The sequence below is a fragment of the Leucobacter japonicus genome, from assembly GCF_001273855.1.
Taxonomy (GTDB): domain Bacteria; phylum Actinomycetota; class Actinomycetes; order Actinomycetales; family Microbacteriaceae; genus Leucobacter; species Leucobacter japonicus.
Window position 1 is genome coordinate 1 of sequence record NZ_JHBX01000105.1, and the last position, 13,284, is coordinate 13,284.

A 13,284-nucleotide genomic window follows, 5' to 3' on the forward strand; every position below is an offset into this window, starting at 1 on the left:
TTTTGTGCGCCCGCCCCCTCCCCGCCCCCGCCCCCCAGCTCAGCCGCCACCCCCCCCCCCCCGAGTGCACCGGTTTAGCGCGAGATCGCGTGTGATTCTCTGGTGCGCTCGAAGCGAGGGGGTGCGTTCGACGTCAAAGGATGTGTTCGGGGGTGCCGCGAGAGTTCCTGGGAGGGGGCGCTGGTGGGCGCGCGGGTGCTGCTGACCCCAAATGCGAGGTCAGCAGACCGAAGTTAGGGTCGGTATACTAGCGCTTCTGCACTGCGCTTGGTACTGTGTTTCGGCTGCGCCGTTCCGTCGAGCATGCTCCGCGTGCCCGGAAATTCGGTGCAAAGTGGAGAAAGGATCCTCGTGGCCCTCATCGCTCTGACACTCCGACACGCGAAACGGTACTGGCCGTTCGTCGCCGCGGTGCTGGTGTTGCAGTTGCTGTCGACCATCGCCGCGCTCGCGCTTCCGAGCCTGAACGCGCAGATCATCGATCAAGGTATCGCCCAGGGCGATACCGCATTCATCTGGAGCACCGGCGGCATGATGCTGATCGTGTCGCTCGGCCAGGTCATCACGGCGATCGCCGCCGTGTACTTCGGGGCGCGCACGTCGATGGGCATCGGCCGTGACCTGCGTCGCGAGGTGTACCGCAAGGTCGACTCGCTGAGCACGCTCGAAGCGACGAAGTTCGGCGCGGGCACGCTGATCACGCGCGGCACGAACGACGTGCAGCAGATCCAGATGCTCGTGCTCATGACCCTAAACTTCATGGTCACCGCTCCCATCATGGCGATCGGCGGCATCATCATGGCGCTGCGCGAAGACGCCGGAATGTCATGGCTCGTGTGGGCGTCGGTCGCGGTGCTCGCCGTCATCGTGAGCTTCCTCGTGTGGTTCCTGCTCCCGCTCTTCCGCACGATGCAGACCCGCGTGGATGCGATCAACAGTGTGCTGCGTGAGCAGATCATGGGCATCCGTGTCGTGCGCGCATTCGTGCGCGAAGACTTCGAGAGCGATCGCTATGAGGTCGCCAACCGCAACATCACCGAGGTTTCGGTCAAGGTCGGCCAGGTCTTCGTGCTCATGTTCCCCGTCATCATGATGGTGCTGCACTTCGCGACCGCCGCCGTGCTGTGGTTCGGCGGGCACCGCGTCGACGAGGGGCTTGTCGAGGTCGGATCGCTCACCGCCTTCCTGCAGTACCTGCTGCAGATTCTGATGGCCGTGATGATGGGCGTCTTCATGACCATGATGATTCCGCGCGCCGTGGTGTGCGCGGAGCGCATCCGCGAGCTGCTCGATACGGAGTCGACGCTGGCGTTCCCGGAGCAGGCGTCGGCTCCGACCCCGCACGCGGGCCGCGTCGAGTTCTCGGGGGTCACCTTCGGATTCCCGGGTGCTGAGAAGCCCGTCATTCGCGACGCGAGTTTTGTCGCCGAGCCCGGCAAGACGACGGCAATTATCGGATCGACCGGCGCCGGCAAGACCGTACTCCTCAATCTGATGCTGCGTCTGTACGACCCGCAGTCGGGCTCCATCACGGTCGACGGCGCGGAAGTGTCGCACCTGACGCGCGAGCAGCTCTCCGAGACGCTGAGCCTGGTGCCGCAGCGCCCGTACCTGTTCTCGGGCACGATCGGTTCGAATCTGCGGTTCGGCCGATCCGACGCCACCGAAGCGGAACTGTGGGAGGCGCTCCGCGTCGCCCAGGGCGAGGACTTCGTGCGCGAGAAGGAGAAGGGACTCGACGAGCCCGTTTCCCAGGGCGGCACGAGCGTGTCGGGCGGTCAGCGACAGCGGCTCTCGATCGCGCGCGCCCTCGTGGCGAAGCCGCGCGTCTACCTGTTCGACGACTCGTTCTCGGCACTCGACGTGGCGACCGACGCTCGACTGCGTGCGGCGTTGCCGAGCGCGACGGCGGGCGCGACCACCATCATCGTTGCGCAACGCGTCTCGACGATTACTGAGGCTGATCAGATTCTGGTCGTGGAAGACGGCGAGATCGTCGACCGCGGCACCCATGACACATTGCTGGAAACGAGCGAGGTGTACCGCGAGATCGTGCGGTCGCAGCTCGAAGAGGCGGAGGCGGCGTAATGGCACGCGAGAAACAGCGCGGAAAGCGCGGGGCCGTGGCTTCGACCGACACGGCGGAGTTCGAGCTGCCCGATGACTACCAGCCCGACGGCGACGACTGGTTCGGCGGTCAGGCGACGAAGAAGGCCAAGCACTTCTGGCCCTCGGCGAAGCGACTGGTGGGCCTGCTCGCGCCGCACAAGTGGCAGTTCTCGTTCGTCGTGGTGCTCGTGGTGGCGTCCGTGGTGCTCACGGTCATCGCGCCGAAGATTCTCGGCCAGGCGATGGATGTCATCTTCAACGGCATCCTCGGCCAGCAGCTGCCCAAGGGCGTGACGCTCGAGCAGGCCGTGCAGGCGGCCCGCGACTCGGGCAATGACCAGTTCGCCGATGTGCTCTCGGGCTCGAAGATCGTTCCGGGTGAAGGGATCGACTTCGGTCTGCTCGGTCGGCTGATCCTCATCGTGCTCTCCCTCTACCTCGTGGCCTCTGTGCTCATGTGGCTGCAGGGATTCATCTTGAACCGGCTCGTCATGGACGTGGTCTTCGATTTGCGCGCCGACATCGAGGCGAAGATCAACCGTCTACCGCTGAGCTACTTCGATGGCCGGCAGCGCGGCGACGTGCTGTCGCGCGTCACGAATGATGTCGACAACATTCAGCAGGCACTGCAGCAGGCGCTTTCGCAACTCGTGCAATCGCTCCTCACGGTGATTGGCATCGCCGCGATGATGTTCATCGTGTCGTGGCAGCTCGCCCTGATCGCGCTCATTGCACTGCCGCTCTCGGGCATCATCGCGGGCGTGGTGGGTTCGCGTGCGCAGAAGCTGTTCGTCGCGCAGTGGAAGAACACGGGCGATCTCAACGGGCACATCGAGGAGTCGTTCACCGGCCACGAGCTGGTGCGCATCTTCAACCGCGACGCCGAAATGGTCGAGGAGTTCGACCGCCGCAACGAGGGACTCTTCGACGCCTCTTACCGCGCGCAGGCGCTCTCGGGCACCATCATGCCGGCGATGCAGTTCGTGCAGTACCTCAGCTACGTGCTCATCGCTGTCGCGGGCGCGCTGCGCGTTACCGCGGGCCAGATGACCCTCGGCGATGTCACCGCGTTCATCCAGTACTCGCGCGAGTTCTCGCAGCCGATCGGGCAGATGGCGGGCATGGCCAACATGCTGCAGTCGGGTGTCGCGTCTGCCGAGCGTACGTTCGAGCTGCTCGACGCCGAAGAGCAGCAGGCCGATTCGGCCACGGAGCAGCTCCCCGCGCGCACGAACGGCCACGTCGAGTTCGATAACGTGTCGTTCAGTTACGATCCGGATCAGCCGCTCATCGCGGACCTCTCGCTCGAAGCTCGCCCCGGGCACACGGTCGCGATCGTCGGGCCGACGGGCGCCGGCAAGACGACGCTCGTGAACCTCGTCATGCGGTTCTACGAGCTGAGCGGTGGACGTATTCTGCTCGATGATGTCGACATCACGCACCTGACGCGAGCTGAACTCCGCAGCCAGGTCGGCATGGTGTTGCAAGACGCCTGGCTCTTCGACGGATCGATCCGCGAGAACATTCGGTACGGCCGCCTCGACGCGACCGATGAGGAAGTGATCGCGGCCGCCGAGGCGACGATGGTCGATCGCTTCGTGCGCCAGCTGCCCGAGGGGTACGACACAGTCATCAGCGAGAACGGCTCGTCGCTCTCCGCCGGCGAGCGACAGCTGCTGACGATCGCGCGCGCGTTCATCGCGAATCCGTCGCTGCTGATTCTCGACGAAGCGACCTCCTCGGTCGATACCCGCACCGAGGTGCTCGTGCAGCAGGCCATGCGCGCGCTGCGCTCCGACCGCACGTCGTTCGTGATTGCGCACCGGCTCTCGACGATCCGCGACGCCGACACCATCTTGATGATGGAGAGCGGCCGTATCGTCGAGCAGGGCTCGCACGAAGCGTTGTTGGCTCGTCGGGGTGCCTATTACACGCTCTACCAGGCGCAGTTCGCCGGCGAGGATGCGGAGGCGCACGCCGAAGAGATCTTCGCCGGGGGAGCTCCTGCCGAAACCGGTGCGGTGACCCTGCCCGGTGCGGCCGCGGGCGACGCCGCGGCCGGGTCTGGCGGGCAGCCGGAAGCACCGCCGACCGCGTGAGCAGCGCGGGGTTCGAACCCTACCCGTTCCCCAAGGGAGTCCGCGGGGGCATGAGCCGGGCCGGCGCGATCGCGTCGGGTTCGCTTATCGCCCTCGCCGCGCTGTACGTGGGCGTCTCGAATGCTCGCGCGGGGGAGACGCTGCAGGCGGTGCTCACCGTGTTGTTCGGCGGGGTGCTGGCGCTCACCTGCTTCGGCTTGGCGCCGCAGGCCCCGCCGCGTGCGCGCTTCCGCCTGCTGAACCACGTGGTGATGACCCGCGCCGAGCGCGCGCCGATCGATTCGTGGGTGCACGTGGCGCCGACGCGGGCATACCGCTGGCAGTTCGTCTCGGCAACGGTCATCGCCGCGATCGGCTTCCTCAGCATGTCGGTGTTTGCGGGTCTGCAGGCGTTCGGCGCAGTGCCGATTGTGAGTGCAACTGCGAGCGATGGCGGCCTCTTTCTCGGCATGCTCGCGATGGGCGCCCTCGGCCTGGTGACGGCCGGGGTCGCATGGCTCCTGGTCTGGCGCAGCGTGCGCAACGGCAGGTTCGGGGCGCGGCCGAGTGGTGTGGTGTTCGGCCCGGAGACGCTCAGCGTGCGCGTGCCGGGTCGCGACGCGGAGTTCGCGTGGAACGACGTGGTGAGCGTGCGCGCGCAGGTCTCTCGGTTGGGGCGGCGCGAGCACGTCGCGGTGATCCTCATCCAACTCGTCCCGCAGAGCGGGGCATCGAATCGCCTGCAGATCATTCCCGCCGAGCGGTACACGGTGCCGACGTCGGCGCTGTACTCCGCGCTGCGCTGGTACTGCGCGCACCCCGAGGCGCGCTGGGAGCTGGGGCGCACCGAGGGGCAGCAGCGACTCGACGGCTGGTGCGCCGACGCGGCCGTGGTCGCAGCGGGTGCAAACGTCCGGTAGGCTGGTCTGGCTCCCCACGTGGCGCTATCTCGAGGAACTCCCCCAGGTCGGAAACGAAGCAAGGGTACTCGGGCTCTAGCGGGTGCGTGGGGAGTATTTTCATGCCCGAGCGGGGGAGCGGGCTTCGCCGCTACCATCGCAGTATGCAGTCTTCCGACGGTGCAGCGGTCATCGGAGCGGGGCCCAACGGGCTTGCCGCAGCGGTGACGCTGGCGCGCGCCGGTGTGCCGGTCACGGTCTACGAGGCCGCAGAGACGATCGGCGGCGGCACGCGCACGACCGAACTCGTCGAGCCGGGCGTGCTGCACGATGTGTGCTCCGCGATTCACCCCATGGCGCTCGCGACCGGGTTCTTCCGGGCGTTCGAGATCGAGCGTCGCATGGAGTTCGTGATTCCCGAGGCGTCGTATGCGAATCCGCTCGACGGTGCCGCCGCGTCACTGGGGCGCGGTGCTGCGCCGGATCGCGCGGCCATCGCCTACCGCGACCTCGAGCGCACGGTCTCCGAACTCGGCCGCGACGGCACCGCCTACGGGCGCTATTTCCGGCCGTTGCTGCAGCGCCTCGACGGTGTCGTCGATTTCTCGCTCGGGGGAGGGATGCTGCGGTGGCCGGGTGATCCGCTCGCGGCGCTCGTCACCGGGCTGCGCGTGCTCGAACAGGGCACGCCGCTCTGGAATCTGAGATTCCGCGAGGCTGCTGCCCCGGCACTCCTCGGTGGAGTTGCGGCCCACAGCATCGGCACGCTGCCGAACCTTGCGACGGCGGGCGTCGGCGTGGTGCTCGGCGCGCTCGCCCACGCAGCCGGGTGGCCGGTACCGGTGGGAGGATCCCGCGCCATCACCGATGCGCTCGCGGCCGACCTGCTCGCGCACGGCGGGCGCATCGAGACGTCACACGCGATCGACGACGTGCGCGAGCTCGCCGAGCACCGGGTGAAGCTCTTCGACACGTCGGCCCGCGGTCTTGAGCGCATCGCCGGCTCCGTGCTGCCCGCGCGCTACCGTCGCGCGCTGCGCCGGTTCTCGTACGGCGACGCCGCCACCAAGGTCGATTTCGTGCTCGATGGCCCGATCCCGTGGCGCGACCCGCGCGTGGCCCAGGCGCCGACGGTGCACGTGGGCGGGAGCCGGCGCGAGGTCGCGGCATCGGAGCGCGAGGTCTCGCGCGGTCTGCACCCCGAGTGCCCCTACGTGCTGCTCGCGCAGACCACTGAGTTCGATCCGAGTCGCAACGCCCCTGGCGTGCACGCGATCTGGAGCTACACGCACGTGCCGAGCGGCTCGACGGTCGATGTGTCGCGGCAGGTGATCGCGCAGATCGAGCGCTTCGCCCCCGGGTTCCGTGATCGCATCCGCGCGGTGCGCGTCACCACCGCCGAAGAGCTGTCGCGCTACAACCGCAATTACCACGGCGGCGACTTCAGCGCCGGAGCCATCACGCTGCCGCAGCTCGTGGCGCGCCCGACGCTCTCGACCGATCCGTGGCGCACCCCGTCGCGGGGAATCTACCTCGCCTCGTCTTCGGCGCCACCCGGCCCCGGCGTCCACGGTCTGTCGGGCTGGTACGCGGCGCAGTCGGCGCTGCGCCACGAATTCGGCCTGCCCGCGCCCGAGCTCGGGCTGCACGGCTGACCCTGCGCGGGTTTCCCCGTACACGACACGTCCGCGAAACCTCTCGTCGGTAGGGTGGCTCGGTCGCGCTTCGCCCGCGCATGCCGATTGCACCGTGGAGATTCCGGGAGCATTCGCCCGCGCACCGATGACCCTCTGCGATGTGCGTGGGTATTGGTTCGGAGCACGACGGATTCGGCGGCGCGAGCACCGATCTCGACGATCGGGGAAGGCGAAGATGAATGCAGACACCAGCCAGAGGCGATTGCGAAGGAGCGACGTGACATCGACGACACGGGTGATCCACACCGGCCGCAAGGAGCGGCCCAAGCGGGGCGCGCTACTGCTGCTCGTACCCGGAATTGCGACCGTGGTGCTGCTCGGCATTCTGCCGCTCTTCATCGTGGCGCGAAACAGCTTCGCGCTCGCTGACAACTACGGCGGTATCGTCGGCGGGTTCACGTTCGACAACTACATCAAGCTGTTCGACCCCGTCTACTCCAAGACGATGCTCTACTCCATTGGGTTGGGGCTCCTGAACACGGTCGTCTGCCTCATCATCGGGTATCTCACGTCGTACTACATCGTGTCGCGTCCGGAGGGGCGTCAAGGCCTGCTGCTGCTGTTGATCATCATCCCGTTCTGGACGGATTTCCTCGTGCGCACGTTCGCCTGGATCACGATCCTGAGTTCTGGCGGCCCGATCGCCGGCATCCTCGGCATATTCGGGATCGCCGGATTCTCGATGATCCCCAGCAACGTGGCGGTGGTGCTCGGTCTCCTCTACTCGTTCCTGCCCACCGCGATCTTCCCGATCTACGCCTCTATGCGTTCGATCGACGGTTCGCTCAAAGAGGCCGCGACGGACCTCGGCTGCAGCTGGTGGGGCGTGCACCGTCGGGTGATCCTGCCTCTGAGCAGCCCGGGCATCCTGGGCGCCGCACTGCTCACCTTCATTCCCACGATGGGTGTATTCGTGATCCCGGTGCTGCTCGGCGGCGGCAAGGATCCGCTCGTCGGCAACTTGATCGTGACGCTGTACACCGAGTTCCGCAATCAGCCGATGGGTGCGGCAGTCTCGATGGTGCTGCTCGTGCTGATGCTGATCTCCATGGCGCTCGTCGGACTCGCGATGCGCCGTCGCCCGAGCAAGCCGAAGGGGGCGTGATCTCATGGATCGGCTCGTGAACAACATCGCCCGAGCGGTGTTCGTCTTCCTCTACATCCCGATCATCGCGGTGATCGTGTACTCGTTCAATGCAGCGGGCACCAACACCCGTTTCGAGGGGCTCACCCTCCAGTGGTACATCGACCTGTTCCAGGACGCGGCGCTCATGCAGACGCTTCGCACCAGTGCCATCGTCGCGGTCATCACGGCAACCGTCGCCGCGATCATCGGCATCCTGTTCTCACTCGGGATCTCCCGCTACCGCGGCCGCGGAAAGACGGCGCTGATCGGCATGATCGCGCTGCCCCTCATCGTCCCCGAGATCGTGCTCGGCGTTGCTCTGCTCAGCGTATTCAGCGCGACGCACCTGCCGCTCGGCATCGTCACCCTCGTGCTCGGGCACCTCATCGTGTCCCTGCCCCTGGCCACGCTCGTGATCATGAGCTCGGCGGCGATGCTCGACCCGAGCCTCCCCGAAGCCGCCACCGACCTCGGGTGCAACCCGTGGCAGACCTTCACCCGCGTGTATCTCCCGCTGCTCCGGCCCGCAGTCGTCGCGGCCTGGCTGCTGAGCTTCACCACCTCCTTCAGCAACATCGTGATGTCGACGTTCTTGAGCGGTGTGGGGTCGACCACGCTCCCGCTGAAGATCTACTCGAGCCTGAAGACCGGCTTGACCCCCAGCATCAACGCCCTCGGCGCGCTGCTGATCCTGCTCACGCTCGTCATCGTGCTCGCCGTCGGCGTCACCCAGATGCGACGCATCCTCGTGGAGTCGCGCGGCTGAACGCCGGCGCGATCCCACCTCACATTCGCAGTTCCCCACATCGAAAGGATCCTTCCATGACGAAGAAGATCACCCTCGCCGCGGTCGGCATTGTTGCCGCACTCGCACTCACCTCCTGCAGCGCATCCGGCAACGACGGCCCTTCCACCGAGCTCAACGTCTACGCGTGGGCCGACGAGATTCCTCAGTCGGTCTTCGACGCCTTCACCGAGGAGACCGGTATCAAGGTCAACGTCGACAACTTCGACAGCAACGAGACGATGATCTCGAAGCTGGCCGCAGGCAACTCGGGGTACGACATCGTCGAGCCGAGTCAGTACGCCGTGCAACAGCTCGTCGGCCAGGAGCTGCTGGAGCCCCTCGACCACGACCAGATCGAAGGCTTCGACGGTATCGCCGACAAGTTCGTGAACCCGAGCTACGACCCCGACAACGCCTACTCCGTGCCGTGGGTCTGGGGTACCACGGGCCTGCTCTACAACTCGACCTGCACCGGCGGCGAAGAGATCACTAGCTGGAAGTCGCTGTTCGACAAGAAGTGGTCGGGCAAGATCAACATGCTCGACAACATGCTGGCCTCCTACATTGCCGGTCTGCAGGTGAACGGTTTCGACGCCGACAGCACCGATGAGGCCGAGATCGGCGAGGCGACGGATTCGCTCATCGCGCAGAAGCCGCTGCTCGCCGGATACAACTCGACGAACTACGGCGAGCTGGTCGCGAACGGCGACGTGTGCATCTCCGAAGCATGGGGTGGCACGAGCACTGCGAAGATCGTCGCCGAGAACGACGATGTGCACTACGTGCTTCCCGAGGAGGGCGGCAGCCTCTGGGTCGACGGCCTGTCGATCGCCAAGGGTGCTCCGCACAGCGACGCCGCGTACGCCTTCATCAACTTCCTGCTGCGCCCCGACATCGCGGCCATGGCGACGAACGACGGCGGTCTCGCGAGCGCCAACGCCGATGCGCAGGAGCACGTCGATGATCAGGGCTTGCTCTCCAACGCGGCCGTCTACGCCTCAGACGAGCAGGTCGCGAACGCCGACTTCATCGTCGACCCCGGATCCGCCATGTCGTTCTACCAGGACGGCTGGACGCGGGTGAAGGCTTCCTGACCCCCGGCCCGACACGAACGACAAGCGAGATCACGAGCATGAACGACCACACCGCAGTCCATCCCGCCGTCGAGATCCGGGGGCTCACGAAGAGCTTCAACGGCAACCTCGCGGTGCACCCGCTTGACCTGTCGATCGGGGACAACGAGTTCTTCTCGATCCTCGGCCCTTCGGGATGCGGCAAGACGACGCTCATGCGCATGATCACGGGCTTCGAGACGCCGACCGACGGTCGGGTGCTGCTCGACGGTGCCGACGTCACGGGTGTGCCGACGCGCAATCGCGACCTGAACATGCTCTTCCAGAGCTACGCGCTGTTTCCGCACCTCACGGTGTTCGACAACGTGGTGTTCGAGTTGCGTGTGCGTCGCACACCCAAGGCGGAAGCCAACCGCCGCGCGCAGGAGGCGCTCGAGCTCGTGAAGCTCGCGCATCTCGGCGACCGCAAACCCGATCAGCTCTCGGGGGGCCAGCGCCAGCGCGTCGCCCTCGCCCGCGCCGTCGTCTCCGGTCCGAAGGTCGTGCTGCTCGACGAACCGCTGGGAGCGCTGGATCAGCAGTTGCGCAAGGAGATGCAGTTCGAGCTCAAGCGCATGCAGCGCGAGATCGGCATCACGTTCATCTACGTGACGCATGATCAGGAGGAAGCGCTGACGATGTCGGATCGCATCGCCGTGATGTCGGAGGGCGTGGTGCAGCAGGTGGCGCCGCCCGAAGCGATCTACAACGAGCCCGAGACCCGCTTCGTCGCGGGGTTCATCGGCAGTTGCAACCTCATCGACGTCACGGTTCCGGCGGGAGCCGCGGGTGCCGTGGCCTCGGTGGAGGTGCCCGGTGTCGGCGCCGTGTCGGGCGTGCTGGCAGAGGAAGTGCCGAGCGCGCGCGCCGGCACCCTCCTCCTGCGCCCCGAGCGCGTCGAGGTTCGCCGTGACGGTGACGGCATCAGCGGAGTGCTCGAGACCCTCACCTTCCTGGGTGAGGAGTGGCAGGCGCATCTGCGCGTGGGCGACCACGTCGTCAAAGTCTCGATTCCGAGCCTCGCCCGTGAGCGCGACCTCCCCGGCCTCACCACCGGTGAGACCCTCCGTATCTCCTGGCGTCCGCAGGATGCCCGGATCGTCATCCGCTGAACACCGCTCGTCGCGAGACAAGGAACCGCACATGAAAGTCGCCGTCGCGCAGACCTCACCGGGCATCGACCCCGCCGTCAACTTCGAGACCATCTCGACTTACACCGCGCAGGCCGCCGCAGCCGGGGCCCGGCTCATCGTCTTCCCGGAAGAGGCGATGCTGCTCGCGGATGACGCGATCAAGCCCCGTTTCCCGGAACTCCTCAGCGAGATCTGGCCGAAGTTCGAGGCCCTGTTGGCTGACCTCGCCCGTGAGCACGGCGTCACGGTGATCGCGGGGGGCTATGAGCCGAACGGGTCGGCGCTGCCCTACAACACGATCCTCGCGGTGAGCTCTGAGGGATCCGAACTTGCTCGCTACCACAAGGTGCACACGTACGACGCCTTCGCATATCAGGAGAGCGCGTACGTGACCCGCGGATCGCTGCTGCCGCCGATCATCGAGGTCGACGGGCTGCGGGTGGGCATCGCGAACTGTTATGACGTGCGTTTTCCCGAACTCTTCCGCAGCTTCGCCGATCGCGGTGTCGACATCATCTCGCTGTCGGCGGCCTGGGTCTCGGGCAAGGGCAAGGAACAGCACTGGTCGGTGCTCACCCAGGCACGCGCAATTGAGAACGTGAGCTGGTTCCTCGCGGCCGGAACGGTCGGCGACGACTCCGTGGGGCTCAGCCGGGTGATCGATCCCCTCGGCGTCGTCGTCGCCGAATCCAATGCCCATGACGAGTCGCTGCTCATCGCTGACATCGACGCGGTGCGCCTCGCGCGCGCCCGTCAGATGCTCCCCGCGCTCGACAACCGTCGCATCGTCCTCGAATACGCCATCAGCTAGAGAGAGAATCCATGTTCTTCCAGACCGGTCAGGTGCCCCCCGTACTGAGCGCAGAGCTGCGCGAGAAGCTCGAACGTCTGAGCTTCCCGACGCTCGGCCACTACCTTGAGGAGGGCTTTGTCGAGCCCGCTGTGCGCCGCATCGTCGATTCCGGCTCCCGCACCATCGGCACCGCGTTCACCGTGCGCACCACCGCAACCGACTCGACCGCGCTGCACCACGCGGCAGGTCTGGTCGAGCCCGGGCACGTGCTCGTGCTCGACACCGGTGGCGACGCTCGCCACGCGCCGCTCGGCGAGATCGTCGCCGCGCAGCTCGTGGTGCGCGGCGCGGCGGGCGCCGTCGTCGATGGTGTCGTCACCGATACTGACGAGATCGCCGAGCTGGGGCTCGCGGTGCACGCGCGGGGCACGAGCATGCTCACGACCAAGTTGCACGGGATCGACGCCGGCGGCGTCAACCTGCCCGTCACCTGCGGAGGTGCCGTGGTGCACCCCGGCGATGTCGTGCTCGCCGATGCCAACGGCGTGCTCGTGGTGCCGCTCGAGACACTCGAACGCATCGTGGACATCGCGCTCGCCGACGACGCGGAGGAGCCCGAGCTCGTCGATGATCTGCGCGGAGGGAAGCGCCTCGGCGACCTGACCGGCGCGAGCGAGACGGCCGCCGCACTGCTCGCGAGCGACACCCCGCAGTAGCCCCCGGGCTCGTCACTCGCGCTCGACCTTGCCGGCGATCCCCGTCGGCGTGGTCGAGCGCGCCCAAAATCTCAACGAAAGGCACTTCTTCCATGCTCCTGAAAGCAGCGATCAACGGCGGGCGACCCCGCACCGAGCACCCCGCGGTGCCCCAGACCACCGCAGAGATCGTCGCGGCATCGATTGCCGCTGTCGACGCCGGTGCCGACGTCGTGCACGCGCACGTCATCACGGCCGAGGGTGGGCAGACCATCCACCCCGATGCTATCGGCGAGTGGGTGCGCGCGGTGCGCGCCGCACGCCCCGAGCTCGTCATCGGCACGACGACTGGGCTCTGGACCGTCGAGTCCCACGCCGAGCGCATGGCGCATGTTGCGGCATGGCCGGCCGATGCGCTGCCCGATTTCGCTTCTGTGGCGTTCTGCGAGGAGGGTGCGGCCGAGGCCGCCGAGCTCGTGCTCGAACGCGGCATGATTCTCGAGTCAGCCGTGTGGTCGATGGATGACGTGCCCGCGCTGCTTGCTTCGTCGACGCTGCACCGCAACGTTCGCGTGCTGATCGAACCCGAGACCGAAGACCCGGAGCTCGCGGTGGCCCAGTGCCGCGAGATCTCTGAGGTGCTGCGCGAGGCCGGCGTCACGGCGCCGATTCTCTATCACGGCTATGACGACACCGTCTGGCCAGTCGTGGAAGCGGCGATCGCCGACGGGTGCGAGACCCGCATCGGGTTCGAAGACGGTGTGACGCTCCCCGACGGGTCGGCGCCCATCGACAACGCGGAGCTCGTGCGCGCGGTGCGGGCCCTCGAAGCGGCCTGACGCGTCTTCGCGTGCT

11 protein-coding genes and 1 other RNA gene are annotated in these 13,284 nt (G+C 66.9%); all 12 read left to right on the forward strand.

From position 1 onward, the window contains the following. Window positions 1-351: 351 nt before the first annotated feature. The 12 genes from AMS67_RS07060 (at window position 352) to AMS67_RS07110 (ending at window position 13,268) form a co-directional block, all read left to right on the forward strand. Entirely contained in the window at window positions 352-2,088 is a 1,737-nt protein-coding gene (locus tag AMS67_RS07060) for an ABC transporter ATP-binding protein (RefSeq protein WP_053386761.1), read from the forward strand. Then, window positions 2,088-4,208 (forward strand): ABC transporter ATP-binding protein, encoded by a 2,121-nt coding sequence (locus AMS67_RS07065; RefSeq protein WP_053386762.1) that lies wholly within the window; start codon window positions 2,088-2,090, stop codon window positions 4,206-4,208. Before AMS67_RS07060 ends, AMS67_RS07065 begins: the two co-directional genes overlap by 1 nt. Window positions 4,209-4,258: 50 nt before the next feature. Beyond that, window positions 4,259-5,107 (forward strand): hypothetical protein, encoded by an 849-nt coding sequence (locus AMS67_RS07070; protein ID WP_053386763.1) that lies wholly within the window; start codon window positions 4,259-4,261, stop codon window positions 5,105-5,107. A 5-nt stretch (window positions 5,108-5,112) separates the two neighbouring features. Continuing rightward, window positions 5,113-5,209, forward strand: an RNA gene (gene ffs, locus AMS67_RS16815) — signal recognition particle sRNA small type. 41 nt (window positions 5,210-5,250) lie between these two features. Beyond that, window positions 5,251-6,741: a phytoene desaturase family protein gene (locus AMS67_RS07075; RefSeq protein WP_053386764.1), complete on the forward strand. Its 1,491-nt coding sequence runs from the start codon at window positions 5,251-5,253 to the stop codon at window positions 6,739-6,741. Between the two features lie 259 nt (window positions 6,742-7,000). After that, complete coding sequence (locus tag AMS67_RS07080; RefSeq protein ID WP_239683976.1) at window positions 7,001-7,888, forward strand: ABC transporter permease; 888 nt, start codon at window positions 7,001-7,003, stop codon at window positions 7,886-7,888. Window positions 7,889-7,904: 16 nt separating this feature from the next. Next, window positions 7,905-8,675: an ABC transporter permease gene (locus tag AMS67_RS07085; protein ID WP_241488015.1), complete on the forward strand. Its 771-nt coding sequence runs from the start codon at window positions 7,905-7,907 to the stop codon at window positions 8,673-8,675. A 56-nt stretch (window positions 8,676-8,731) separates the two neighbouring features. Then, the gene (locus AMS67_RS07090; protein WP_053352487.1) at window positions 8,732-9,790 is read left to right on the forward strand and encodes an ABC transporter substrate-binding protein; all 1,059 of its coding nucleotides are present in this window, start codon (window positions 8,732-8,734) and stop codon (window positions 9,788-9,790) included. 38 nt (window positions 9,791-9,828) lie between these two features. Continuing rightward, complete coding sequence (locus AMS67_RS07095) at window positions 9,829-10,920, forward strand: ABC transporter ATP-binding protein (RefSeq protein ID WP_053386765.1); 1,092 nt, start codon at window positions 9,829-9,831, stop codon at window positions 10,918-10,920. Between the two features lie 31 nt (window positions 10,921-10,951). Next, window positions 10,952-11,752, forward strand: a complete 801-nt coding sequence (locus AMS67_RS07100) for a nitrilase-related carbon-nitrogen hydrolase (RefSeq protein ID WP_053386766.1) — start codon at window positions 10,952-10,954, stop codon at window positions 11,750-11,752. Window positions 11,753-11,763: 11 nt separating this feature from the next. Then, window positions 11,764-12,450 (forward strand): RraA family protein, encoded by a 687-nt coding sequence (locus tag AMS67_RS07105; RefSeq protein WP_053386767.1) that lies wholly within the window; start codon window positions 11,764-11,766, stop codon window positions 12,448-12,450. Window positions 12,451-12,542: 92 nt separating this feature from the next. Then, complete coding sequence (locus tag AMS67_RS07110; RefSeq protein WP_053386768.1) at window positions 12,543-13,268, forward strand: 3-keto-5-aminohexanoate cleavage protein; 726 nt, start codon at window positions 12,543-12,545, stop codon at window positions 13,266-13,268. Window positions 13,269-13,284 lie beyond the last annotated feature (16 nt).